The 24,718-nt window shown below is 60.0% G+C and carries 22 protein-coding genes; 3 read left to right on the forward strand and 19 right to left on the reverse strand.

Features of this window, described 5'->3' with window-relative positions:
- Positions 1-134 precede the first annotated feature (134 nt).
- The 5 genes from HKN06_01090 to HKN06_01110 form a co-directional block, all read right to left on the reverse strand.
- On the reverse strand, positions 135-1,016 hold the full coding sequence (locus HKN06_01090) for a hypothetical protein (GenBank protein NNF59903.1): 882 nt from the start codon (positions 1,014-1,016) through the stop codon (positions 135-137).
- On the reverse strand, positions 1,016-1,909 hold the full coding sequence (locus tag HKN06_01095) for a cation diffusion facilitator family transporter (GenBank protein NNF59904.1): 894 nt from the start codon (positions 1,907-1,909) through the stop codon (positions 1,016-1,018). The genes HKN06_01090 and HKN06_01095 overlap by 1 nt, the downstream gene beginning before the upstream one ends.
- A gap of 92 nt (positions 1,910-2,001) precedes the next feature.
- Entirely contained in the window at positions 2,002-2,406 is a 405-nt protein-coding gene (locus tag HKN06_01100) for a PEP-CTERM sorting domain-containing protein (protein ID NNF59905.1), read from the reverse strand.
- A gap of 142 nt (positions 2,407-2,548) precedes the next feature.
- Positions 2,549-3,697: a DegT/DnrJ/EryC1/StrS family aminotransferase gene (locus HKN06_01105; GenBank protein NNF59906.1), complete on the reverse strand. Its 1,149-nt coding sequence runs from the start codon at positions 3,695-3,697 to the stop codon at positions 2,549-2,551.
- A gap of 17 nt (positions 3,698-3,714) precedes the next feature.
- The gene (locus tag HKN06_01110) at positions 3,715-5,184 is read right to left on the reverse strand and encodes a capsule assembly Wzi family protein (protein NNF59907.1); all 1,470 of its coding nucleotides are present in this window, start codon (positions 5,182-5,184) and stop codon (positions 3,715-3,717) included.
- A gap of 135 nt (positions 5,185-5,319) precedes the next feature.
- Between HKN06_01110 and HKN06_01115 the strand changes: the two genes are divergently transcribed.
- Positions 5,320-8,025, forward strand: a complete 2,706-nt coding sequence (locus HKN06_01115) for a hypothetical protein (protein NNF59908.1) — start codon at positions 5,320-5,322, stop codon at positions 8,023-8,025.
- A gap of 1 nt (position 8,026) precedes the next feature.
- Here HKN06_01115 and HKN06_01120 read toward each other — a convergent pair whose 3' ends face one another.
- Both HKN06_01120 and HKN06_01125 read right to left on the reverse strand, forming a co-directional pair.
- A complete protein-coding gene (locus HKN06_01120; protein ID NNF59909.1) occupies positions 8,027-8,518 on the reverse strand; it encodes a cyclic nucleotide-binding domain-containing protein in 492 nt (163 codons plus the stop codon).
- Between the two features lie 162 nt (positions 8,519-8,680).
- Positions 8,681-9,343 carry a GntR family transcriptional regulator gene (locus tag HKN06_01125; GenBank protein ID NNF59910.1) on the reverse strand — a complete coding sequence of 221 codons (663 nt, stop codon included), beginning with the start codon at positions 9,341-9,343 and terminating at the stop codon, positions 8,681-8,683.
- Positions 9,344-9,452: 109 nt separating this feature from the next.
- Here HKN06_01125 and HKN06_01130 point away from each other — a divergent pair, with 109 nt between their 5' ends.
- Positions 9,453-10,547 carry an alkane 1-monooxygenase gene (locus HKN06_01130; protein ID NNF59911.1) on the forward strand — a complete coding sequence of 365 codons (1,095 nt, stop codon included), beginning with the start codon at positions 9,453-9,455 and terminating at the stop codon, positions 10,545-10,547.
- Here HKN06_01130 and HKN06_01135 read toward each other — a convergent pair.
- The 8 genes from HKN06_01135 to HKN06_01170 form a co-directional block, all read right to left on the reverse strand.
- Entirely contained in the window at positions 10,538-11,413 is an 876-nt protein-coding gene (locus HKN06_01135) for an NAD(P)-dependent oxidoreductase (GenBank protein NNF59912.1), read from the reverse strand. The genes HKN06_01130 and HKN06_01135 overlap by 10 nt on opposite strands.
- On the reverse strand, positions 11,406-12,407 hold the full coding sequence (locus tag HKN06_01140) for a dipeptide ABC transporter ATP-binding protein (GenBank protein ID NNF59913.1): 1,002 nt from the start codon (positions 12,405-12,407) through the stop codon (positions 11,406-11,408). The genes HKN06_01135 and HKN06_01140 overlap by 8 nt, the downstream gene beginning before the upstream one ends.
- Complete coding sequence (locus HKN06_01145; protein NNF59914.1) at positions 12,400-13,383, reverse strand: ABC transporter ATP-binding protein; 984 nt, start codon at positions 13,381-13,383, stop codon at positions 12,400-12,402. The genes HKN06_01140 and HKN06_01145 overlap by 8 nt, the downstream gene beginning before the upstream one ends.
- Complete coding sequence (locus tag HKN06_01150; GenBank protein ID NNF59915.1) at positions 13,380-14,270, reverse strand: ABC transporter permease; 891 nt, start codon at positions 14,268-14,270, stop codon at positions 13,380-13,382. Before HKN06_01150 ends, HKN06_01145 begins: the two co-directional genes overlap by 4 nt.
- Positions 14,267-15,220 carry an ABC transporter permease gene (locus HKN06_01155; protein NNF59916.1) on the reverse strand — a complete coding sequence of 318 codons (954 nt, stop codon included), beginning with the start codon at positions 15,218-15,220 and terminating at the stop codon, positions 14,267-14,269. Before HKN06_01155 ends, HKN06_01150 begins: the two co-directional genes overlap by 4 nt.
- Positions 15,221-15,228: 8 nt before the next feature.
- Positions 15,229-17,028, reverse strand: a complete 1,800-nt coding sequence (locus HKN06_01160) for a hypothetical protein (protein NNF59917.1) — start codon at positions 17,026-17,028, stop codon at positions 15,229-15,231.
- A gap of 69 nt (positions 17,029-17,097) precedes the next feature.
- Positions 17,098-17,913 (reverse strand): SpoIIE family protein phosphatase, encoded by an 816-nt coding sequence (locus HKN06_01165; protein ID NNF59918.1) that lies wholly within the window; start codon positions 17,911-17,913, stop codon positions 17,098-17,100.
- A gap of 3 nt (positions 17,914-17,916) precedes the next feature.
- Positions 17,917-19,227, reverse strand: a complete 1,311-nt coding sequence (locus HKN06_01170; GenBank protein NNF59919.1) for a protein kinase — start codon at positions 19,225-19,227, stop codon at positions 17,917-17,919.
- Positions 19,228-19,293: 66 nt separating this feature from the next.
- On the opposite strand from HKN06_01170, the gene HKN06_01175 reads away from it, so the two are divergent.
- Positions 19,294-20,463 (forward strand): glycosyltransferase family 4 protein, encoded by a 1,170-nt coding sequence (locus HKN06_01175; protein ID NNF59920.1) that lies wholly within the window; start codon positions 19,294-19,296, stop codon positions 20,461-20,463.
- On the opposite strand, the gene HKN06_01180 is transcribed toward HKN06_01175, so the two are convergent.
- From HKN06_01180 to HKN06_01195, 4 genes are read right to left on the reverse strand one after another with little or no spacing between them, the layout of a single operon-like run.
- Entirely contained in the window at positions 20,460-21,452 is a 993-nt protein-coding gene (locus tag HKN06_01180) for a VWA domain-containing protein (protein NNF59921.1), read from the reverse strand. The genes HKN06_01175 and HKN06_01180 overlap by 4 nt on opposite strands.
- 4 nt (positions 21,453-21,456) lie before the next feature.
- On the reverse strand, positions 21,457-22,554 hold the full coding sequence (locus HKN06_01185; GenBank protein NNF59922.1) for a VWA domain-containing protein: 1,098 nt from the start codon (positions 22,552-22,554) through the stop codon (positions 21,457-21,459).
- Complete coding sequence (locus HKN06_01190; protein ID NNF59923.1) at positions 22,544-23,899, reverse strand: FHA domain-containing protein; 1,356 nt, start codon at positions 23,897-23,899, stop codon at positions 22,544-22,546. Before HKN06_01190 ends, HKN06_01185 begins: the two co-directional genes overlap by 11 nt.
- Positions 23,900-24,718 (reverse strand): MotA/TolQ/ExbB proton channel family protein, encoded by an 819-nt coding sequence (locus HKN06_01195; GenBank protein ID NNF59924.1) that lies wholly within the window; start codon positions 24,716-24,718, stop codon positions 23,900-23,902.

A 24,718-nucleotide genomic window follows, 5' to 3' on the forward strand; every position in this document is an offset into this window, starting at 1 on the left:
ACCAGCGGCAGCAACAGAATTTATCAACGCGCGGCTGAGTGGATGTTACTCCAGTGGCCGCGACCTCGCGCAAAACTACCCGCGATTTTAAGGGGCTTCTGTATGGAGATTATGTGAAATGGATCACACTCGAATCAATGCGTCACGGCAATGATCGGGGATCTGCGCCCCTCGGCGACAACCACTGCGACATCGCCATCGAGCGCAACCGCCTCGTTCTGCGACAAGCCCGGCAGGTGAACGACGCGCGGCGTACCGGCGAGTGCCGCCGCCCAGGACTGCCCGGGTTGTCGGGCGAAAAGATAAAGGTTTTGGTAAGTCACCAGAGCGACCTGTTTCTCATCAACATCCATCGCCGTCGGCTGGTGGCGCCAGGCACCAAGAAGTGGCGACTCGAGCGCCTCGGATATGGTCGGCCGGGGCAGCCCCGTAATCGTCCCCGCCTGCCGGGCTATCTCGACCTGCCCGCCGCGCGACGCGAGATCCAGCGGCAACCGGTAAATAACGGGCGGCGCCTGCCGCTTGCTGACCAGCAGCACTTCGCCTGCGGGGGTTACGGCAACTGCTTCACAGTCGCGTGGCCCGTCCTCGTAGCTGAACCGGATCACTTTTCGCACATTTATATTGCCGCCATATACACCACTGCTGTCCCGCCGCGGTTCAGCGACGACCAGCAGCTTGCTGATTGCACGCCGGCCGTTGTTGTCGCCGGTATCTGCAATAAGCAGGAAGTGCTCACCATCCTGTTGGAAGGCTGCCATGTCTTCCCAGTCATAATTTCTGGCCCCGCGTACCCGCACTGCACCGAGCGGCACGCCATCACGCGCAAAAGCATGGAGCAATGGCGCGTTACCGCTGTCGTTGATTCCCCACAGCACCCCGGGTTCACGACCGGATACAGCAATACCGCTGACTTCGGTCATGGCAGCGCTTTGCAGCTTGCCCAGGACGAGTACCTCACCCGCACTGGCCAGCTGCGCGACCAGGCAAAAAAACAGTAATACAACGGGCCGCATCAGGCTTCGCTCCCTGCACTCACAGGGTCATGATGAATCAGCACGTCAGCGTTGGGAAATTCGTTGCGTATCGACGCCTCGACGGAATCGCCGATTGCGTGCGCTTCGACCAGCGGCATCGCGTCGTCGAACTCGAGATGCATTTGCACAAAATAGTCCCTGCCCGAGCGTCGCGTGCGCATCTCGTGCACCCCGTGCACCCCCGGATGACTGGTTGCTATTCCGCGTAGTCGCAGCTGGATTTCCTCCGGCAATTCCCTGTCCATCAGGGCGTTTACTGCACTGCTGCCAATCTGCCACGCGCCCCAGCAGATGTAACCGGCTACGGCGATACCAAAAAGCGCATCGGCATGCTGCCACCCGATTGTGCTGAACAGCAGCGCCGCTATTACACTGAGGTTCACCAGCACATCCGACGTGTAGTGCAGCGAATCGGCACGTATCGCGTCGGACTGCGTTTCACGAATTACATATCGCTGCAGGGCCAGCAACATCAGGGTGATCACTGTTGCAAAAACTATGACACCAATGCCGAGACGAACCTGTTGCAGCGGGACCGGATGAATCAACCGTTCCGTTGCGTGCAAAACCAGGAAAACAGCGGAACCGACAATGAAGGCTGACTGCCCGAGAGCCGCCAGGGATTCCGCCTTGCCGTGGCCAAAACGATGCTCGTCGTCTGCCGGTGTCAGGGAATAACGAACGGCGACGAGGTTAATAACCGAGGTTACGGCATCCATCATTGAATCAACGAGCGACGCCAGGATGCTCACTGCATCACTCAGGAGCCACGCTACCAGCTTGACGACGATGAGTATGAGTGCAGTTGCCACTGATGCATTGGTTGCCAGCCGCAACAGCCGCGCAGTCCGGGCACTTGGGTGCTCTTTCATCCGCTAATCCTAATGCACAAGCCAGTGCCCTGCCCGGACAAAAAAAAGCCCCGCAATGTGCGGGGCTCGTGCGTTATGTCGGGCTGGCAGGATCAGCGTCGGCGCGCGACCCCTATTGCCAGCAGACCGAGACCGATCAGCAGCAGCAGACTGGGCTCCGAGACCGGCAGACGGGTGTCTCCCAGGCCGGACGTCGACTGACCACCGGTCGGCATGACGTGTGTTGCCATGGCACCCGAACCCGGGCGCAGCGCCGTGAAATCGGGCGGCGTGCTGGCGAGCAGAGAATCACTCTGAATAGTCCGCTGGGTCGCTCCGGCGAAAATCGAGACTGAGCCGGCTGGCGGTCTGGCGCTTGCCAGCGTGCCAACCTGCTGCAGATACAGGCTGTTATCAAGAACCGGCAACGGGCTGAAGAAAAGACTCAATGACGCTGCGCCAGATACGGCGGGCAGCATAAGGAGAGCTACAACAAGGCTCGATACGATTTTTTTCACGGTTCTTATTCCCCACAGCCGGTAATGACTTACCTTAACACAGCAAATTCCATACCAACATAGGTAACTATATGATTATTATATTTTTTCCGGAAAACCGCTATGTCAATTATTGTCAAAAGTGTAAGGCTTCCCGACACTATCAGCGCACCACCTGGTTGAGCACCAATCGCACCTGTTCAGCCACCCAGCTGACCTCTGCTGCGCTGCGGCAGGGGTTCATGGTCAGGCAGAGGCCGTTGGCACCGTAATTCGCCGCGTTCCGGCATCGCTGGCGTGGCGCGAAGCGCTCCAGTGAATGCTCGAGGTAAAGCTCCGGACAGCTGCCAGCCAGGCACGGGACCCCTGCCTCGCGTAACCGGGCCAGCACCCGGTCACGGCTCCATCCCTGAACGAGGGCATCCGGCGGCAGCATAAACGGCAGCCGGTACCAGGCATGCAGGGCCGCTGCCGGGACCTGTGGTGGCTGAAGTATGGAATCGCCTAACTGCCGGACCAGCGCGGCCGCGATGCGGCTACGCTGACTGACCCACTTATCCAGCCGGCGCAGCTGTACCCGCCCGATCGCCGCCTGCATTTCGGTCATGCGCCAGTTGCTGCCAATCGATTCGTGCACGTACCGGTAGCTCCCACCATGCGCGTGCTGATGGCCGGGCTTCTTGCCGTGATCCTTGTAAGAAACCGCACGATGCCAGGTGTTCCTTTCTGCACACAGCAGCAGGCCGCCCTCTCCACCAGTACTCAAAATCTTGTCCTGGCAGAAAGAAAACGCAGCGGCCGCACCAAAACTGCCGACCGGCCTGTTGTTCCAGCGTGCCCCGTGCGCCTGCGCGCAGTCTTCAATGACCATCAGTCCGTTGCGTTGCGCCAGCTGCATAATCTCATCCATCGGACATGGGCAGCCGTTCAGGTGGACGGCAATCACTGCACGCGTTCGCGCGGAAATGCGGGCCTCGATAGTTGCAGCATCCAGTGTATGAGTCGTGGCATTGATGTCGGCGAAAACCGGTTTTGCACCAACCGTTACTACCGCCGCCGCGGTGGCCACAAAACTGCTTGCTGGCACAATTACTTCGTCACCGTCACCTATTTCCAGAGCACGAAGAGCGAGTTCGAGCGCAACGGTACCGTTAGCGACGGCAACGGCATAGGGCACATCGCAGTAACGTGCAAATTCGGATTCAAACGCCCGGCCTTCCTCGCCACTCCAGTAATTAGTGCGGCCGGACTGGAGCACCCGTGTAACGGCGTCGATCTGTTCAGCATCATGCATCGGCCACTTGCTGAGCATTTCAGGGTCAAAATCGCTCAACGATCAACGCCCCACTGACGCTCCCAGCGTGCGTAAAGGTGAGTATCAGTCCGCGTGGCGGCGGCATCCGGATTGATATTCTGTGCGCCCGCTCCCCAGTCGAGCATGCCACTCCACAACGGCACTGCACCGCCCAGCCATACCTCCCAGCGCTCGCCCGCCGGTGAGACAGTGTGTCGTCCTGGCGAACCACGGTTGACGTCGACATAGCGAACAGCGCCATGCCAGCTCAGACGATCACGACTCCAGATCCCGCCAGCTGACAACATGACGCCGTCGCGGTCCATAGCGTGACCGATCGAACGGCCGCGATAACGGTAGCCGTCGCGGTATATAAAGTGTTCGTAGGCAAGATTCAGTCGTGGTCTCGACTTGTAAAACTCGACCGTTGTCTCCGCGGCCTCGAAATGCATACGCAATGTGCCGCCGGCGAAACCGCCCCAGATTTCAGCGCCCCCCAGGCCGAGGTAACGCGAAGGTAAGCCACCCGCCTCGTCTTCACCGATCAGCTGCAGATAAACGGCATACGGTGCATCGCCCAGCGGCGACAGCCAGCGCACATCAAAACCACCGAGCTGATTACCCGGCTCGTCGGCCAGCGTAATGCCGGCGTCGCCACGGTTGTCCCGGCCTATCAGCAGCTTAAGCAGACTGTCGAGATCCCGGGGCCTGCCCTCGCCGCCCCACTGCGCGGTCCGCGACAGCCCGATTTCCAGGTCACGACCAGGGCGCAGGCTGAGTCGGGCACCAAGCAAAATCGCATCACTGACATGTCTACCGCCCTCCAGCTTGCCGGCAAATACGCGCCAGTCCATCGGCCCGAGCCAACGCAACCAGGGTGACTGGAATCGAACGGGCTGGATGGTATCGGCAGCGATCGCCGGCACCGGGCGGGCATTCGTCGACAGTATCAGGCTGGATTCGAAACCCGGGCCCCACCAGCGTGGCACCTGGCCGAACGACAACAGCCAGCCGCCTGCGTGGACTCCGGCGTAGGAACCATCGGCGCGCGCTTCGCGTCGATCTTCGTCATCGTCGTGCAGCGCCAGGCTCATGCGCAATTCCAGCCTGCCGCGCCGGTTCCAGTACTCGCCGCGCACGGCGCTGCCGCGCGGCACATCACCAAAGCGCCGCACGGCAACCGGGTCACTGGCTATTGCCAGGCTGGTGGCCAGACGTGGTGACTCGTGTAGCAGCCGGTGCAGACGGTGCCAGGCCCCACGGATGTGACCGCGGAAATTGTCCGGCACGGGCGCCTCATTCATCTCACTGCGCAGCGCCATTGCCGACAGCGGCCAGCCGCTCACCGGGATGCTGATCAGGCCGGCATCGGCGAGTAGCTGCACATCGCTGCGCACCGCAATATCATCCGGGAGCAACAAGGTCTCGGCCCCCGCGCAACAACTGAATGTTGCCGCCAGCAGCCACGCAGCCAGCTGGCACCGGGACGAGAATAGGACAGGCATGACGCCGCGATAATCCGGTATCGCATCAGGTCCGTCAACCGGGCCGCAGGTGATCGGCAGGTTGTGCGGCGAGTCTTATTTTTTCCTCTGAATCTTTGCCATAATCCGCGTACCTCATTGGCTGCGGTGCTTTCCATGAAGCGTCTCCTGGCGGTCGTCCTCGCTGTCGCTGCGCTCGCAGTGCTCGGATCGCTGTTTCTGCGCCAGCTGGCGCAGGAGCCGGTCACCGTCCCGGCCGTAGTCGCTGCCGATCCCGACGGGCTCAATCTCACGTTATCGCGCTCGCTGCGCCAGCCGCCAGCTGCCACCGCGCCCGTAACCGGCAACAAGCTGCAAGCTGCCCGCGAGCTCGTGCGGCCCTACACCAGTCTGGAATCGCATGACGGACGCCTGCTGCTGTTCCTGGCGGCAGCCGCGCTGATCGGGCTGGCGCTGGGTTTCGCGACTCGACGGCGGCCAACTATCGTGACGACCGACGACGCATCGACTGCAGCCGTCAGCGCCGAGATAGCAGCATTGGAGGGCCGCCTCGGGCAGAGCGACAAAACAATCCGTCATCTGGAGAAGCAACTGCAGCTGCAACAGCAACGGCAGCCAGGTAACGCGGAGCCGGAACTGTCGATCCTGCAGGATCAACTCGAGCGGCAGGAGAGCATCGTTGCACGTCTCACCGACGATATTGCCTCGCGTGATGCACGAATCGCCACGCAGGCGGCCGAGCTGGAGGAGAAAACGGCGCGGCTGCGCGGGCTTGAGGACGACTTTGGTCGCATGGGCGAACGCGAACAGCCGCTGGAACGTCAACTGGACACGCAGGCGAAACAGCTGCAGGAGCTCGAACAGGAGCTCGCCGTGAGGCGAAACGAGGTTGTTGAACTGCAGGATGAGCTGGCCGCCGCCGCAGACAGTCGTGACGCGCTGGCAGAACAACACGCGCAAAGCCAGTCTCAGGTCGATACGCTCAACAGGCAGCTGGAGTCACGCGAAGCTGCAGTCACAGAGCTGGAACAGCAGCTGACGGAAAACGAGGCAGAACTCGCCAACTGGCGTGACTCGGTGACTTCGCTGGAACGCGAGATTGAGCAGCGCAGCGCATCTCTGGAAGAAGTGGAATCCGAACTGATGCAACGCCGTGCCGAACTCGACCGGCTGCGTATCGAGAAACACGGTCTTAGTGACACCGTGGAGGCACTGCAGGGCAGACTCGACGAGCACGACTCATCGCATGCCAGCCAAGAACAGCAGCTGGTACGGCAGATCGATGACCTGGAGGGAGAGCTGGAGCACCGGGTCAGCCAGCTGAACCTGATCGAGGAACGACGCACCGAACAGGAACAGATTATTGCCGGTCTGCAGAGCGAAATTGCCGCCGACCAGCAGCAGATAAGTCAGCTGGAAACCGGGCTGGACGACCTGCAGCAGCAGGAACAGCGCATGGCAGCATGGGAGTCCACGCTGCAAACCTACAAATCTGACCTGGCCCGGCGTGACGAAATCATCGATGAGCTGCGTGCCGACACCACCAGGCTGGCCGATACAGAGACCCAGGTGTTTGAACAGCAGGAAACTATCGCTGATCTGGAGACCGAACTGGACAGGCAGACTGCGCTGGTGCATTCGCTCAAGCGGGGCTCGGACTCGCTCCTGCGCTTCAAACAACTCGCCGAGGACCGCGCCAAACAGCTCGGGCAGATGGAAAACCAGATGCAGCTGTTGCAGCAGGAATCCGATGACTGGCGCAAACAGGTCCCGGCTTTGGAGCAGCAGCTGGCAACGCGCGATGAGGAGTTGGCCAGGCTCAGGGATAGCTCTGAATCGACCAGCGCCGAAATGGAGTCGCTGGAAAAAGAACTGGCCGACTGGCGCGTCAAGATGACCGCGATGGAGGCGGAGCTGCGTGAACGCGATGCAGGGCTCGAGGACCTGCGTGACAAGTTGGCCGAGGCTGAAGATGAATTGGGTGGCCTGGCCCGGCTCGAGGAAAAACTTGAACAGACACGTAATGAACGGGATGCCGCCCGTAATGAAGCTGAAGTCACCAAGAGCACAGTCAATGAGCTGGAGTCAGAAATCGCCAGCCTGCGCGACCTGGAACAAAAGCTCAGTTCCTGGGAGTCGACCGTCACAACCCTGCGTGCGGATGTACGCGAGCGAGATGCCACCCTGCACCGGGTTTTCGATGATGTAGGCGGCCTGGTGGGAGCCCGGGTTTCTGCATCGGGGTGGTCAGCCGCTTTCGGTGACCTGCGGTTGCGCCTCGAGCAGCAGGAACGCGAGTTGGCGGCCCTGCAGGAAAAAACGCTGCAACTCGAACCGCTTGCGCAGCGCACTCCCCAACTCGAGAGCGAACTGGCACAACAGGAAACGGACAACGCAAGCTTGCGTGAGGAGCTTGCCGGCCTGGAAGCCGAGCTGGAGGCAACCAGCGAGCTGCGCCACCAGTTGCGCGAACGCAATGCCGATGTCGAGGCAATGCGGACCGATATCGAGCGCAACCTTGATGCGCTGAGCCGGGCAGACGCCGCTGCCGCAGAACTGGCTGAAAACAGGCAGCAGCTAAAAAAACTGCAGCGCGATACTCGTGAGAAAGCCACTCGTATAGACGAGCTGGAGCTGTCTACCGCTGACTGGATCGACCGGCATGCCGCCTTGAATGCGCGTCATGAGGCACAGACGCTGGAACTGGAGCAGCTTGCTAAGGACATGCAACGGCTGCAGGAAAAATTCGAAGCGCAGCGCGAAATGATCCTGCAGCTGCGTGAAGAAAAAATACAGTCCGGCGGTGACGACGAATTGCCAACGCTGTCGACTGTCGTGCGTTCCGGCAGGAACGCGGACTAGTTCAGGACGATATAGCCGCCAGGCGCCGCGTCTGTATGTCAAACAGGTTGCGAAACACAACCTGGGCAATACGACTCTCACTGCCGACGATGTGATCGAAGGAAACCCGATCAATCGCCAGAACTTCAGAAGGCTCGGTCGCCACTACGGAAGCCACAGCAGGCGAACCCCCTTCGATCAGGGCTTGTTCACCAAAGCTGTCGCCGGATACATAACTGTCCAGGCTGACCATGGCGCTGTCGCCGTAACGGGCCAGCCGGTCGCCCGGCAGCAGCACGATAAATCGCCCGGACAGCACGATGTACATGCACTCGGGCGTTGTCCCTTCTACCAGAACTTCCTCAAGCGCTGCGTAGCTGCGCACCTCGCTGCAACGGGCAAACGCGCTCAGCGAGTCCGGCCCCAGCCCGTCAAAAACGGGTGAATGACCCAGCCATTCCACCATCGAATTGGCGTAAGAATCCGGCTGCGGGCTTAATAAAGAAACCGTCATATCAGTTGTACCCCATGAAACCGGGGCTGATTTCAGCATGGCTGACCGGAATAATGTCAGACATAAAGGCAAAGAAATGTCACAGCCGGCAACGCTGCACCATCGCGAAAGCAAAGAAATGTGTCGGCAGCCCGGGCAGGGGCAGGGCCCGCCCGGCGGGCGTCAGAATGTACTCAGTACAATGGCCTGCAGCCGGTCCCCGTACTGCTGCAGCAGTTGCTCGACGGCCCGGGCATCGCGCCGCTCCACCCCGTTGATCAGCTCGGCAAGCAGCTTTCTTGCCAGCTCCGGTTCCGCGCGATCCGCAGCGAGGGCCCGATAGAAGCTGCGGCTGAACAGCGGGCGCAGGTCCTGCATGATCCGGGTCAGGTAGTCATTTCCGGCAAGATCGCAGGCAACGTCGGTCAGCTTATGGGTGAAATTGACCAGTGCCAGCTCGTCATCTGTCTGCGACAGGCTCTGCAGGTCGGGTCCCAGCTGGCGCAGTCCAGCCAGGTCGTCCTCGCTTTCCCAGGCCTGTGCAGCTGCTGCCCCAAGGGCAACAAAAAGGGCTTTGAGCACCGAATACAGATCGCGCGTGTTCTTCCCGGTCAGGCGTGAAACAAAGGCGCCCCGCCGGGGCGGCAGCTCCACCAGGTAGCGACGCTCGAGAATCTGCAGAGCGGCCCGCACCGAGCCGCGGCTCACCCCCAGTGCGGCGGTGATGCGTGCCTCAGGGATGCGTTCACCCGGCGCCAGTTCGCCACGAATAATCAGCTCGGTCAGGTGATCGGCGACCTGGGCCGGTACGCCGGGCAATGGTTGCAGGGTAGCCAGCTTCGACATGGCAGAATTGTCCTACAGTTTGACAATCACGGCAAGTCGGGCCACAGTGTGATCGGGTTCGCTACTGGCCGGCCACGGCCGTGGGTACGATCTGCAACCGGTAAACATCATGACCAGCACCCGCGCACTACAAATGAAAAAGTTTGGCTACCTTGTGTTCCTGGTGGTTCCGGCCCTGCCACTGGCGGCCGTGCTGCTGGGCAATCGCTTTGGCGGCAACAGTTTCTTCGCCTGGTTTACGGTCTTTTTTGTCTACAGCGTTATCCCGCTCGCCGATGCACTAATTGGCAAGGACAGCAGCAACCCGGTACACAATCAGGACAGCCGGCTGGCGCAGGATCGCTGGTATCGCGTGATTGTTCTGGCCTGCGTACCGCTGATGGTCACAACGCTGGCATGGGGTGGTTACATCTTGGCTACCTGGCCGATGAACTGGATCGGAAAACTCGGTTGGGCCATTTCCATCGGCGTTGTTGGAGGCGTGCTGGCGATCAATGCAGCACATGAACTGATTCACAAGGCTGGCAAGTTCGAACAATTTTGTGGCGGCTTCCTCATGGCGCTTGTGTGTTACGCCGGCTTTAAAGTCGAACACATCCGCGGTCATCACGTGCATGTGTCTACACCACGGGATGCATCGTCCTCGCGCTTTGACCAGTCGCTCTATCATTTCCTGCCGCGCGCCTGGTTCCACAATTCGCGCAACGCGTGGCGGCTGGAGGCCGAGCGGCTTGCCTACCGCGGCCACAGCGCGTTCAGCTGGCGCAACGAACTTGTCTGGTGGTACCTGCTCTCGCTGACCATTGCAGGGGCGTTTTACTTTTTCTTCGGCATCGCCGGTGTGGTCTTTTTCCTGGTGCAGAGCTTCGCTGCCGTCACCTTCCTCGAAATCGTCAATTATCTCGAGCACTACGGGCTGGAGCGCAGGCGATTAGAGAACGGGCGTTACGAACGCACTACCCATCTGCATTCATGGAATTCCAACTACCTGCTGACCAACCTGTTGCTGTTCCAGCTGCAGCGTCACTCGGATCACCATGAGAATCCACGGCGCGATTACCAGCTGCTGCGTCATTACGACGACAGCCCGCAGTTGCCGGCCGGTTACGCCACCATGATGCTGCTGACAATGGTGCCCCCCCTGTGGCGACGCGTCATGAATCCGCGCGTACAGGCATTTTATGCCAACCGCGCTCAGGCCTGATCGTTTAGCAGAGCAATCAACGCCGACGTATCCCAGCGACCGTGGCCGCGGCGCTGCAGTTCAGAATAGTAACCATCGACGATTTGCGTTACGGGTAGCTGCGCACCATTGTGTTGCGCCTCCTCCAGGGCAATTGCCAGGTCTTTGCGCATCCAGTCAATGGCAAAGCCAAAATCGAATTCGCCCGCTGCCATCGTTGCGCTGCGGTTGGTCATCTGCCACGACTGCGCAGCACCGCGGGAAATAACATCAATCACCACGGCAACATCCATCCCGGCGCGTTGGGCAAAATGCAGTCCTTCTGCCAGCCCCTGCACCAGCCCGGCTATGCAAACCTGGTTGACCATCTTTGCCATCTGGCCGGCACCAGCTGGCCCCAGCAGGCGAGCATAGCCAGCGTAACAGTCCAGCAACCCGGCAACCCGTTCGAATACTGCCGGCTCTCCGCCACACATTATTGATAGCGTGCCCTGCTCCGCGCCGGACTGGCCACCGGAAACCGGCGCGTCGATAAATTCCGCTTCCTGTTGCCGGCACAGCGCAGCCAGCTCACGCGCCAGCCGCGCCGATGCCGTGGTGTGATCGACCAGCAGCGTGCCCGGCTTCATACCGGCAAGGGCACCATCCGGCGCCGCCACCACGGCGCGTACGTCGTCATCGTTACCAACGCAACAGAACACGACATCTGCATCGCTCGCCGCAGTCGCCGGTGTGGCCGCAGCGCGGCCGCCGTGTTGCTCGACCCAGCGCTGCGCGCGGCTGCCCGTACGGTTGTATACAGTCACTGTGTTACCGGCTGCAGCCAGGTGCCCGGCCATGGGATAGCCCATTACACCCAGACCAATAAACGCGACGCGCTCAGTCATCCGACGACTCATCACTGTAGAGATGACAGGCGACGCTGTGCGGAGTCGCGTTGCCGCTGCGGACCTTTACTACCGGAGGCTCTTGCTGCGAACAGATATCCATCGCCTGGGGGCAGCGCGGGTGAAACGGACAGCCGGTGGGCGGTGATATTGGCGACGGCACGTCACCGGGCAACAGGATGCGTTCGCGGCTGGTTTTCGGGTCCGGTATCGGGATTGCCGACATCAACGCCTGCGTATACGGGTGGCGCGGCTCACGGTAGATATCTTCCGCGCTGGCAGTCTCGACAATCTTGCCCAGGTACATTACGCCAACGAAGTCGCTTACATGCTGGACTACAGCCAGATCATGCGAAATAAACAGGAAGGCAATGCCATGGTCGCGTTGCAACTGCGACAACAGGTTGAGCACCTGTGACTGTACTGACACGTCCAGCGCACTGACCGGCTCATCGGCAACAATAAAGTCGGGGTTGAGCGCCAGGGCCCGGGCGATGCCGACGCGCTGCCGCTGGCCGCCGGAAAACTCGTGCGGATAACGGTCCAAAACCTGGCGGCGCAGGCCGACCACTTCGAGCAACTGCTGTACTTTTGCGTCACGGCCTGCGGCGTCGCCGATGTTGTGGGTATCGAGCGCTTCGCGGATTGTCTGCCGTACCGTGCGGCGCGGACTGAGCGACGCGTATGGGTCCTGGAAAATGACCTGCATGCGGCGACGCCATGCGACCAGCTGCGAGTGTGGCAATGAGGCGATATCTGTTCCATCCAGCCACACCTCTCCTGCAGTCGGCTCGTGCAGCCGCAACACGGCGCGGCCCAGCGTCGACTTGCCGCAGCCTGACTCGCCAACCAGCCCGAAGGTCTTGCCGGCAGCAATCTCAAAACTCACGCCGTCGACAGCCTTTAGCTGTGCGACGACCCGGCGCAGCAGCCCGCCACGCACCGGGAAATACTTTTTCAGGCCACGCACCTGCAGCAGGGGCCGCTCAGCCATGGTCGGCTCCGGGGAAATAGCACGCCACCCGGGCGCCGTCGCGTGTTTCGAGTGGTGGCGGGGCAGCTTCACACTCTTCCACCCGGCGCGGACAGCGATCGGCAAAGCGACATCCCGGCGGCAGGTGCAACAGATCAGGCACGGTACCGTGGATAACCGGCAACTCATCCAGCCGCTGCTGGCGAATCCGCGGGATCGAACGCAGCAGGCCTTGTGTATAGGGATGCTGCGGCGCTTCGAACAGCTGCCCGATGGGTGCATCCTCGATGACCTGACCACAATACATCACTGCAGCGCGGCTGCAGCTCTCGGCAATCACGCCCAGGTCATGCGTGATAAGCATGACTGCCATGCCGAACTCCTGCTGCAGTTTGACGATCTGCTCCATTACCTGCGCCTGGGTCGTTACATCCAGGGCCGTCGTCGGCTCGTCGGCAATCAGCAGCTTTGGCCCGCAGGACAATGCCATGGCAATCATCACGCGCTGACGCATGCCGCCGGACAACTGGTGCGGGTACTCATCAAGCCGTCTGTCAGGAATCGGAATACCAACGCGTTCGAGCATCTCCATCGCCTGTCGGCGCGCGCCGGCTCGGTCTGTCTGACGATGGCGGCGAATAACATCGATCATCTGGTTGCCGATAGTAAATACCGGGTTCAGCGCCGTCATTGGCTCCTGGAAGATCATCGAAATCTCGCTGCCGCGGATGTCGCGCATCTGCTTTTCTGACAGCGCCAGGATGTCGCGTCCACCCATACGAATTGATCCAGAGACAATTTTTCCGGGTGGAGAAGGAATGAGCCGCAACACGGCCAGTGCCGTTACCGTCTTGCCGCAGCCGGATTCGCCTACAATACCCAGGGTTTCACCCGGCGCCACATCAAAGCTGACATCGTCGACGGCGCGCACTACACCACGCTCGGTGCTGAATTCGATACAGAGGTTTCGTACCGACAGGAGGGGCTCTGAGCTCAAGCGACAGACCTCGGATCCAGCGCATCCTGCAGGGCATCGGAAAACAGGTTAAATGCCATCACCAGGCCAAACAGAAAAATTGACGCCCAGATGAAGTTATTGAACTGCCCTGCCAAGACCTCCTGTGTCGATTCAGCAATCATCAGCCCCCAGCTCACTCCGTCTTTCACGCCAAGCCCGAGAAAACTCAGGATTACTTCCGATTTGATCGCAGCAACAAACACAATCGTTGCCTGTACCAACAGGATATGAAATGTATTGGGGATGATGTGGCGAAAGATTATTTTCATTTCGGGCACGCCAAGCGCACGCGCCGCTTCGACAAACTCGAAACCACGCAGCTTTATCACTTCCCCGCGCACGAGTCGCCCGGTGGTCGTCCAGAACGTTGCAATCATCGCGACGTGCATTGCATAGGCATACCCTTTCAGAGCAAATGCCAGCGCTGCCACAAACAGGTAAAACGGGATCGAATCCAGCACCCCTTTCAGCCAAAGTATTACGCCATCGATCCAGGTGCCGCTGAAATAACCTGCCAAAGCCCCAAGGATGGCACCAACAATTGTCGACAGTACAGCAACCACCAGGCCTACCTCGAATGCCACCTTGGTGCTGAAAATTGCGCGCTCGAAAATATCCTGGCCAATCACGTTGGTGCCAAACCAGTATTCCCGTGACGGCGATGCCCACATCGGTCCGGTTACATCGCTCCAGCCCTGGCCCAGGACGCCAACCCACACGCCAGCGGCCACAACCAGGTACACCACCACTATCGCCAGCCCGACCAGTCCCAGCCGATCGCGTGACAGCTTGTACAACGCCTTGGACCACAGCGACTCGCGACTGCGGCCGCCGCTGGCAGCGACTGATGCGGCAGTAAAGATCATTTTAGCGACACCCGCGGATCGACCATCTTGTACATGATGTCCGTTAGCAGCAACGTGAAGACAAATAACACTGCAGTCAGACCAACCACTGCCTTCAGCACCGGCTGGTCACCTGTTGTGATCGCGTCGTAGGTGACTTTGCCCACACCGGGTATACCGAAATAGCTTTCAATCAGCAGACTGCCACTGATCACCACCAGCGGGATCGAAAACATGATTCGGGTAATGATGGGAATCAGGCTGTTCTTGAGAATATTCTTGTACAGCAGCTTCCATGGCCGCGCACCAAAAGCGCGTGCGGTTCGCACATGATCACGTGTCATTTCCTCGACGATTACGGCACGATAGAAACGCGTGTTGTAACCGAGCGCCACGAATACGGTCGCCAGCGTCGGAACCGTCACGTAACGCACATAGTCGGCAAGGCTGTAAACATCCCAGCCACGCACCGGAAAAAGATTCAACCCATAGCTCGACGAGAAAATCAGCTGGAAGGCCACAATAGCAATAAGAAAACTGATACTCATGCCGACAACGGCACCGCCCATGATGAGCTTGTCGATCCAGCCGCCGCGATGATAGGCGGCAATCAGCGCCAGCACGATACCAAGCGCATTGCCGAGTATGAAGCCGGGTGCGGTCAGCGCCAGCGAAACCGGTATGGTACGCACCAGCAGACCGCTGACCCGTTCCCCGGTGGAATCAGAATGACCGAAGTCCAGTGTCACCAGCTCCTGCAGGTAGTCGGCATAGCGCACGAAAAACGGCCGATCGTAGCCAAGCTGGTGCCTGACCTCCTCTATCTGCTCCGGCGTGGGATTTTTGCCCAGTAACTCGTAGGTCTTGTCAGGCCCGAAGTAGACCATCAGCACGAAACTGATGAAGGTCACACCGATAACCAGCGGGATTCCGCCGATCAGTTTGCGAATTGCAAATTGCGCCAGCTCCACCGCCGGGCTTATTCCTGTCGCAGGTCGACGTAACGCAGCCAGAACCCGCCAACAATATTGCGGTCAGGATAGCCAATGACGTTGTCGTGCCACATCAGCAGGTTGGTGCGGGACAGTCCCATGATGGCAACACAATTGTCTACCAGGATCTCGTTCATGCGGCGGTAGATTGCCGTACGCTCCGGGCCGGGCTGCATCACGGCTGATTGCTCATACAGGCGATCGTATTCGGGATCAGCAAAGTTGGCGTCGTTCGAGCCGGGCGAGCCATTGGGACCATAAAACAGCTGCAGCACGTTTTCCGCGTCCGGGTAGTCCAGGCCCCAGGACTTCGATACAAACGGAAGTTTGCTCTGCTTCCACGCCTTGCTGATATCACCAAAAGTTGCAAACTGCTCCAGCACGACCTTTTCGGATGGATATCCGATCTCCGACAGGAAACCGCGGAACTGCTCGAATAACTGCCGCTGCTTTACTGACGCTGCGACGCCGTAAACCAGCTTTGGCAGGGTATCGGAGTCCCAGCCATTATCTGCCAGCAGCTTCCTGGCTCCTTCTACATCCCGGATCACTGATACCTGCGACATACCTGCGTCGAATTCAGGCACCGCCGGCGGGATGATCCCGGGATAGATCTTGGCTATACCGTTATAAAAGCGCTCGTTACGCTGGTTCCAGTCGAATGCCTTGATAACGGCGCAACGCAGTGCCTTGTTACGCCCGGCCCGTACTGGGTCGGTGTTGTAGCCAAACTCCTCAAAATCCATGTTAAATGTGTTGAAGATAACCTCAGGGGCGACCAAATCCAGCATCTTGTAGCGACCCTCGAGCTCGGTTTTCATTGTCGGTGGTGTCTTGGACGACAGTACGGTATCGAACTGCTCGGTCGGGATCTTGGCAAACTGGATTTCATTGCCCTTTGAAAACGAATTCCAGCGTGCCGCATCCTCGGTGATGAAGTCGACATCAACCCGGTCGACAAATGGCGGCGCGCGGCCAGCAATTGCTTCCAGGCCAAGTCCGTCATGCAGTGTCGGATCATAGCCCTCGGCCGCAAGATCAACCGGCTCGCTGCGGAAACGCGGATTCCTGATCAGCGCTGCTCTGGCCGTGTCGAATCGCCGGAGTTTGAACGGGCCGGAGCCGACCGGCCGGATAGAGAACTCGCGACCGTAGTGCTCCACCGCCTCGCGCGGCACCAGGGCGGAGAAGCCCATGGTCAGTGTATGAACGAGTTGCGGGTAAGGCCGTGTCAGGCGGATTTGCAGGGTATGCCTGTCAGGTGCCTGCAGGCCGCTTACCGGTGCGGCGTAATCACTGCCCGCCTCTTTCCACTCATCCAGCCCTTCGATTCGCCCCTGCCACACCCACGCGCCCTGCGACAGGCTGCGCGGGTCAAAATGACGCTTGATGGAATAGATGAAATCTTCTGCTACTACCTCGCGGCCTATACCATCAGCAAAACTCTCATCATCGGTGTAACTAACACCCGGTTTGAGGCGAATGGTGTAGGTGAGGCCATCCGCTGAAACTTCCGGCATGCCGGCGGCGAGATTTGGTTTCAGCTCATAGGGCCGGGCAAGGTATTTGTACGCATACAACGTGTCGTACACGTTGAGGACAATAAAATTACTGTAGACGGTGGCTGCCTGGGTCGGATCGACGCTGACCGGTGCCTGGTCCATGGAATGCCGGTAGACCTTTTGCCCGGCAGCTGCCGCGTTGCGGTTTCCCCCGCCGTTGCCGCAGCCGACCAGCAGGAACCCTGCAGCCAGTATCAATAAGGTCGCTGAGCGAAGTGAGGTCATAGGATTGCCCTGAATATAACGCCGCAGCGGGGATTACAGCCGCGACGCGCGCGTGTTGTCAAATTACCGCTAGCAGCTGCGACGATATAGCACGAGAGTAGTGTCGTCCGGCTTGCTTGGAGCGGCCGCTTCCGGCTCGAGCATTCGTTGCTGCGCGGCTTTCATTACACGCTCGGCCGCTTTTTCAATATTTCCGACCCTGACGTACTCGATCAGTTCATCCGGATGCAGGTTATCCAGCACGCCATCTGTTGCCAGCACCACCGTGTCACGTCGGGCCAGTGCCAGGCTCTGGCCAATCTCGATGCGCATGTCACGCGCACCAATTACATTCGATACCAGATGGCGGTCCTCGTGATGCATCGCCTCGCCTTCGTCCATTACGCCGGCTTCGACGGCATAACCAACAGGTGAATGAGCAACTGTCTGCAGGCGCAGCCGCCCGCGCTGGCCGACCACCATGACAGCTGAGTCGCCGATATGTATCGGGCGAACGCGATGCCGGTCAATTTCCACCAGCGCCAGCGTGGTGGCAGAACCGTTACCACTCGCGCGCACGCTTTCGTTGGCGTGTTCGATAGCGTTGACTATCGCGGCCCGCGATGAAGAACCACGATCATTATCTGCGGGAATGCCAGCCAGGGCGTCAACGGTGTCCTGTGACGCGGTATGTGCCAGGCGTGAACCGCCGACGCCGTCGGCAACAGCCAGTATTACCGCATGCCGGTCGAGCGGGACGATGGCAGCAGAGTCTTCATTGCTGCCGTCTTTGTCGGGAGCCCGAAACGAACAGAGCACCGCTTCGCCATCCGCAACCAGGACATGCTGCAGGTCAGGTTCGACGCTGTCCTTCAGGAGCAGCGGTTTGCTGAGTAACGCCACCATGCATCAAGCCTCCAGGTGGTCGGCACACCATGGGCACCAGCCCCAGAACTCGGTCAGCACATCGTTGCCGCAGCTGCCACACGCCGTGCCGTCCGGCAGCTTCCATCGCTTGCGAACCTTGTTGCGGCACCATGGACAATAGCGCATGTGCGGCATCAATTCCCGCCGACTGCAACGAGCGTTGCTGCAGCGCGCTACATAGCGCTTGTCCGAGTATTGTTTCTCCTCTGCATCGTCAAATTTTGCACCGTAACACCAGGCGCAATAATGCCAGTCGAGCTTCATCCCGCGATCGCAGCGGGGGCACTGCGCGGGAAACTGTGTCTCACCGTGAAGAAAACGGCCGTCAGCACCACACCACGGGCAGGCCTGCATCGATTCGGCAACAGGCCCCTCACATTTGCGGCAGCTGAAGCGAGTCTCCAGCTGTTTGCCGTAGCGACGACGAAACTGCCGCCACCTGATTTCGTGCCAGCTTGGAGAATTTCCGTTTGGCTGTTTGCGCCGCCGGCTCTTGCGTTTCAGCCAGGCGCGGGTACGCGGCAGAATACGCTCATACTCAGCCAGCATCGTGCCCGCATTGGCGAAGCGACGGGATGGCGTTACGTCGATTGATTTTTTCAGGAAATCTATGAATTCCGTCGGCATCCGCTGACGCAGCCGGTCATAGCCCGGGCCCGGCCAGGTGAACGGCCACTCGGGCAGTTTCCCGCTCAACATCCTGTAGGCAATCAACCCCAGCGAAAACACATCGGAACGATAGCCGGGCCGGCCCATCGCCTGTTCCGGTGCCACGTAGCCAAGCGTGCCGGATCCGGAAGCCTTGAGGGTGCGCAATGCGATCTTGGCTATACCGAAGTCGGCCAGTCGCAGCTCGCTGTCCGGGAACAGGATGAAATTCTCGGGTTTTATATCGCAATGAATAACTCGCAACCCATGAGCAAACGCCACGGCGTCGAGCATCTGCAAAATCAGGTCCAGCGCCTTGTCGGCAGCGAGTCGATAACCGATACGGTCCGCCAGCGTGCCGATACCGAGCGGGCTGACAATGACGAAGGTCTTGTCGATGAAACCGGCATCCTTGATGGGGAGAATGTGCGGATGATCGAGCTTTGCCGCAAGCCGGACTTCCTTGCGAAATTCGTCGGGAAATTTTCCTTCCGTTTGAAAAGTGTGCGGGATCTTGAGCGCGACACGCACGCCCAGTATCGTGTCGTAAGCCGCGTACACTGCTGCAAAATTGGTGACCGCAAGCCGCTTCTCGATGCGGTACTTGCCCAGTTTTTGTCGCCGCCTCAGCTTGTCGGTTTGCATGGGCCGAAGTTTACTTTAAGCCGTCGCTGGCCGCCCGCACCCTGGTATGCGACGATTTGTCCGGTGATCCGGATTCTCACTTTCAGTACCCTTTATCCCAACGCCGCCCGGCCTGGCCACGGGCCGTTTGTCGAGCACCGGCTGCGCCAGCTGGTCGGCAGCGGTGCGGTGAGCGCTTCAGTCATCGCTCCGGTGCCATGGTTTCCCTTCAGGAATAAGGCGTTCGGCGACTACGCCGACTTTGCCGCCGCGCCGCGGGCCGAAACCCGTCATGGCCTTGAGATCGTGCATCCGCGCTACCCGGTAGTTCCCAAAGTAGGCATGAACCTGGCGCCGGCCCTGCTGGAGCGGTTCAGCCGAACAGCGGTGGACCGCGAACTGGCCCGCCACCCTGATACCGCTTTGATCGATGCCCATTATTTTTACCCCGACGGCGTCGCCGCCGCTGCCCATGGATTGCGCACCGGAAAGCCCGTCGTGATAACCGCGCGCGGCACGGATATCAGCCTGATTCCGCAGTATCGCCGGCCACGGCAGAAAATCCTGTGGGCGGCACGCCAGGCTGCCGCGATTATTACGGTGTGCGAGGCATTGAAACTGGCACTGGTCGATCTTGGTGTCCCGGCCGACCGGATTACCGTCCTGCGTAATGGCGTGGACTTCGAAATCTTTCGCCCGGTACCGAAACAACAGGCCCGGGCTCGCACCCTGATGAACGGCCGCACACTGCTATCGGTTGGCCACATGATCGAGCGCAAGGGCCATCACCTGGTGATCGAAGCGCTGACCCGGCTCCCGGACACAAACCTGGTGATCGTGGGTGACGGACCCATGCACCAGGAACTGGTTACGCAGGTTGCGTCTGCGAGGTTGGGCGACAGGGTGCGATTTGCCGGTCGCATCGCCCAGGATCAGCTGCCCGATTACTACAGCGCTGCTGACGCTCTGTTGTTGGCATCGAGCCGCGAGGGGATGGCCAATGTCCTGCTGGAGTCACTGGCCTGTGGCACGCCGGTTGTTGCCACGCCGGTATGGGGCACGCCGGAAGTGATTGCCGACCCTGCTGCCGGTGTACTAAGCGCGGACCGCTCGGCTGGCGCGATCGCGGCTGCCGTACGCCAGCTGTTCGATAACTATCCCGACAGCGATGCCACTCTCGCCTACGCGAGGCAGTTCAGCTGGGAAGCCACTACCGCCGGGCAAATCGAGTTGTTCCGCCGCATCAGCGGCCACTAACGCGCCGAATTCAATGCGATAAACGTGCCGCCGTGCTGTTCACACAGCAGGCGCATGAGGGTAGCAAAGCGTTCGCCGGTAATATGCAGGCGCGGATCCTGCTCCAGCATCACCGGAAATCCCACGGCATGAATGCGCACCAGGCGGTTGCCGTCCGTGCCGAATCGATTGATCTTGTTGACCGCATCGAGCACCGGCTGTATCCCGCCGCCGGTAAACTCGTCACCAAATACGTACAGGCTGATACGCTTGTCAGACGAATAGAAGGTCGAAATGGCACGGGTGATTCCCTCAACCGGGCTGGAATTACTGAACGCCCGCCAGCCGCGCAGCTTGTCGACGATTGCCTTGCGGCGAGCACGTGAATCAGGAATCCAGCGACCACGATAGCGCGGAAACATGTACTGACCCATGTCGTTCATGACCTGGATACCTTTGACGTCCGGGTAAACTGCCAGGGTTTCGCTAACCTTGCGCTGCACCGCCGGCCACGCATACTGAAACATGCTCGAAGAAGTATCGATAATAAAAATGATGTATTCGCTGTCGGCAGGTATACCACCAATGACGCTGCTGGGCTCGGCGTCGAAAATACGTAACTCGTCAACTTCCTGCGTGAGTTCGGCACGCGCAAACTCCAGCCGGCGCTCCAGTATCTCGACAACGGTTGAATCTTTTTCCGACATTTCGAATTCGCCACGCAGTGAACTTAGCCGGTCGCTGAGCCGCGCCAGCTCGCCACGCCGGCGGGACACCTGGTCGCGACGGTCCTCGGCCTCGGTATCCACGGTTACGATGAGACTGCGTAATTCATCGAGGCGGTCCTCGAGCTCCTGCGCTTCTGTACGCAGCGCCTCGGTCGTTTGTTCCAGCACCATCGGCTGGGTCACCTTGGTAATTACCAGCAGCAGCAGAATTGCCCCGAAACCGCAGGCAATCGCGTCCAGAAACGACAGGCTGAATGGCTGTATTTCGCGTCGATGCGGCATGAGCTTAAGGCCAGTCGCGCGACGGGCTCATAAATGAGCCGTTGGTAACCATCGCCAGACGCCAGAACTGGCTGGACGCTGCCGGGTCCCCCTCAATGGGAAACATGATGGTGTTGACGGGTATGCCGACTGGTAACACCTCCAGTGAACGCTGATAGGTCCGGATGCGATTGCGCGGCGAGATAGTGCGACGCTTTGGCGGCCCGTCACCGACGGTCGGCAGTCCGTCGGTTATCAGCACGATATTGTCCGGCAGCGGGTCCATGTCGCTAACCGCGCTAAAGGCGGCGTGCAGGCTGGTTCCCTTGCGAGGCTCGAGCTTGCGCAGCGCCGCTGCAGCTTTTCCCTTCTGCGCCTGGTCGGTTGCCGCAAACCATTCGCCCTCCGTTCCTTCCAGCAGCGGCTGTGCGGTTTCATTGAATACGTAAACCTGGAACCGGGTGGTTTCCGGCATACGCCGCATGATCCACTCGACTGTTTGCAGCGAGCGCTGCCATTTTTGCGCCTCCAGCTTCCGTTCCAGCGGCATATTCCTGCGCCGGATGATGTTAACCAGGGTCGTGTCGAGCATACTGGCCGAGGCATCAAGCATGACCAGCAGGCGCTCACCACCGAGCTTCAGCCCGGTCAGGTACTGCCGGTCACCCATACCGAGGAAATCGCGCGCATTGGACTCGGTCAGCCGCTGCTCCTCGGCAGCGCCCTCCAGCCGCTTGTGCTGCTCTTCCAGCGCCTTGAGTTCTGCCATCAACGCCGCGATGTGCTCGCGTTGCGACAGCGTGGTTTCGTCCTGGTTGGCCAGTTCATCGCGCGCACGCGCAATTTCCTCGGTAACCTGGCGGGCGCGCGCCTCCAGCTGGATGATTTCGGCTGCCGCAATCTCTATTGCTTCGCGTGAACGGTGCACATAGGTTTCGCTTTCGCTGATTTCTTCCTTGAGCGCGGTTATCTCTACGAGGAGCTCGGCATTGATTTCGTCCGAGCGCTGTAAAGTGGAGTGATGTATGAGCATAAACACAAGCACGGTGGCGCCGAAGCCGCACGACATGATGTCGAGAAACGACAGGCTGAAAACCGTGAATCGTCGCTGTTTACGCGCCATCGACTGTAATCAGCTGAAGCAGTTGTTCCGTGCCGCCCAGACGCAGCACATCGCCATAGTTGACGCTGACACTGCCATCGATCCGGCGATCGTTTACGAAGGTACCGTGTTCACTGCAATCCTCAACCACGACGACGCCGTCGTTACGCGTTATCCTGCAATGCTCACGCGAAACACCTGCCAGGTCGCCGGTCAGCACGACATTCCTGCCGCTGTCCGTCGGCTGCGAACCCAACGTGAGGGTGTCGCTGCCGATCGGGATACCACGGCCACGATAAAGCACGTGAGTCGGAAGGACCTCTGCCGGCCGCTCTTCCTGTGGCAGTGGCAGGCTGACTGCATCTCGATGCCAACTGACGCTGGTAACAAATGCCACTGACTCGCCGCTGCCGCAAATCTCGTCGGCGCGCCGCAGCGCACCTGCGGCCGCCTGCGCCGTAGCCTGTTCGACAACGTCGCAGCCGGACAGGTTATCGCCGAGCGCGGCGACCAGGCCGGGAAAAAACTGGATACGGTCGCTCAGCAGCAAGGTCAGCGGCTCACCGGGGCGACCGGTTGCGGCAATGTGCCGGCTCAGGCGGCTGAACTGCTCTTGCGCCGCTGCTGCCAGCGACTGCGCCGAAACGGTAACCGTATGATCGCGCCCGCCGCTGGGCAGTGACAACTCTGCCTGGCCGGCACGGGAAACTGCAGCAAGCCAGCCGGGCAGCTGGTCGTACAGGCGCTGCTCCGACTCGGCTGAATGCATCGGGTCATAGCGGGTGTTGCGTACAAACGTATCGCCAACCGCGTTGGCCCAGGCCGCATAAAAATCCGCCAGCCCGCAACCCTCCTGCTCGCTGACCTGACCGCGGCTGAGCTGGCGGCCCTGGTTCAGTTCCGTGAGCACCACCCGGCGTGCCAGCAACTCCAGGTGAAACAGCTGGCGGCCCGGCACCGGCTGCTCGGCGGCCACCACTGCCTGGTCGACCATCGCGCTAACCGGCACGGCGCACTCCCGCGCAATTCCGAGCAACAGGCTCAGTTGCTCGCGCCCGAAACTGCCCGGGACAACCAGAATCACCGGTTCCTCGCGACCCGTCTCTGACCACACCTGGCGCAGGTGGTGGTAAGCGAGGTCAGCATAGGTTGCAGCACCGCGTACCGAGCCGGGCAGGCTGTCGAGACTCAGCTGCCCCCAGAAATCGTCAAACACACGTCCCGGATGCAGTCGCGCCTGCGCGAGCGCCGCGGCGCCAACGCTGACATCGCCGTCGACCAGTGCATAACCGGGGCTGTCCAGCAGCACACCTTCGGCACCGCGTACGCGCAGACCACTATCTCCGATTTCAATCGCGATGGTCATCTAACGTACCTGCAGATGCTGCACGAGACGTTCGTCGCAATAATTCTGCGTGTCGAGCACCAGCCGTTCCTGCAGCAACTGCAACTGGTGCATCAGAAACATCAGGACGATGCTTAAAAGCAAAGCAACAAAGGTTGAATTGAACGCCACACCAAGACTCTCGGTGACGCCGGAAATATTGCCCTCCACTGCCTGGTGTGCCTGGCTGAGGGCTTCGCCGATACCACGCACCGTACCTATAAAGCCGATAGACGGGATCGCCCACGCGATATACCTGACCATCGACAACTCCGAATCGAGCCGGTCCGACTCGCCGTCGCACACAGCACGAACCGCCGTGGAAACATCCTGGATGTTATGAGTCGAGCGAAACCGGTGCAGCGCAGTGAGCAATGCCCGCGGCAACAGGTGATCGCGCTCCGCATCGGGCAATGCCTGAACCGGGCGCGAAAACTGCCGCGTATCCTCGGGCAGGATGCTCATGCCCTCGCTTACGGGAATCAGATCGCGTTGCAGCAGGCGGCGCTCGGCAACCTGCCCGGCTGCCTTGTAACCCATGATCGCCATTGCCCACAGCATCAGGATGAAACAGGTCTCCTGCTCGAAATCGCGAATCAGCACGTAGATCGACCGCTCTGGCACAAAACCGGGATCGACGGCCATTTGCGCGCGATGCTCAGCCATAATTTCAGCTGCCTTGGGACGCACTACCGAAACGTAGACGCCGTGTACGACAATCACCGCAATAACCAGCGCGAACAGCTGGAACAGAAACTCGACCGGAATGTTGTGACGCCTGAAAACCGCAGTTTCAGCCAT

The sequence above is a fragment of the Gammaproteobacteria bacterium genome (genome assembly GCA_013003425.1).
Lineage (GTDB): Bacteria > Pseudomonadota > Gammaproteobacteria > Steroidobacterales > JABDKV01 > JABDJB01.

Bases quoted from the DNA above. Each gene is read 5' to 3' on its own strand.
- HKN06_01115 (NNF59908.1), top strand. From the start codon at position 5,320: ATGAAGCGTCTCCTGGCGGTCGTCCTCGCTGTCGCTGCGCTCGCAGTG.
- HKN06_01170 (NNF59919.1), bottom strand. From the start codon at position 19,227: ATGCAAACCGACAAGCTGAGGCGGCGACAAAAACTGGGCAAGTACCGC.
- HKN06_01135 (NNF59912.1), bottom strand. From the start codon at position 11,413: ATGACTGAGCGCGTCGCGTTTATTGGTCTGGGTGTAATGGGCTATCCC.
- HKN06_01180 (NNF59921.1), bottom strand. From the start codon at position 21,452: ATGCCGCATCGACGCGAAATACAGCCATTCAGCCTGTCGTTTCTGGAC.
- HKN06_01140 (NNF59913.1), bottom strand. From the start codon at position 12,407: ATGGCTGAGCGGCCCCTGCTGCAGGTGCGTGGCCTGAAAAAGTATTTC.
- HKN06_01195 (NNF59924.1), bottom strand. From the start codon at position 24,718: ATGGCTGAAACTGCGGTTTTCAGGCGTCACAACATTCCGGTCGAGTTT.
- HKN06_01150 (NNF59915.1), bottom strand. From the start codon at position 14,270: ATGATCTTTACTGCCGCATCAGTCGCTGCCAGCGGCGGCCGCAGTCGC.
- HKN06_01120 (NNF59909.1), bottom strand. From the start codon at position 8,518: ATGACGGTTTCTTTATTAAGCCCGCAGCCGGATTCTTACGCCAATTCG.
- HKN06_01125 (NNF59910.1), bottom strand. From the start codon at position 9,343: ATGTCGAAGCTGGCTACCCTGCAACCATTGCCCGGCGTACCGGCCCAG.
- HKN06_01185 (NNF59922.1), bottom strand. From the start codon at position 22,554: ATGGCGCGTAAACAGCGACGATTCACGGTTTTCAGCCTGTCGTTTCTC.
- HKN06_01110 (NNF59907.1), bottom strand. From the start codon at position 5,184: ATGCCTGTCCTATTCTCGTCCCGGTGCCAGCTGGCTGCGTGGCTGCTG.
- HKN06_01130 (NNF59911.1), top strand. From the start codon at position 9,453: ATGACCAGCACCCGCGCACTACAAATGAAAAAGTTTGGCTACCTTGTG.
- HKN06_01160 (NNF59917.1), bottom strand. From the start codon at position 17,028: ATGACCTCACTTCGCTCAGCGACCTTATTGATACTGGCTGCAGGGTTC.
- HKN06_01090 (NNF59903.1), bottom strand. From the start codon at position 1,016: ATGCGGCCCGTTGTATTACTGTTTTTTTGCCTGGTCGCGCAGCTGGCC.
- HKN06_01165 (NNF59918.1), bottom strand. From the start codon at position 17,913: ATGGTGGCGTTACTCAGCAAACCGCTGCTCCTGAAGGACAGCGTCGAA.
- HKN06_01190 (NNF59923.1), bottom strand. From the start codon at position 23,899: ATGACCATCGCGATTGAAATCGGAGATAGTGGTCTGCGCGTACGCGGT.
- HKN06_01105 (NNF59906.1), bottom strand. From the start codon at position 3,697: ATGCTCAGCAAGTGGCCGATGCATGATGCTGAACAGATCGACGCCGTT.
- HKN06_01095 (NNF59904.1), bottom strand. From the start codon at position 1,909: ATGAAAGAGCACCCAAGTGCCCGGACTGCGCGGCTGTTGCGGCTGGCA.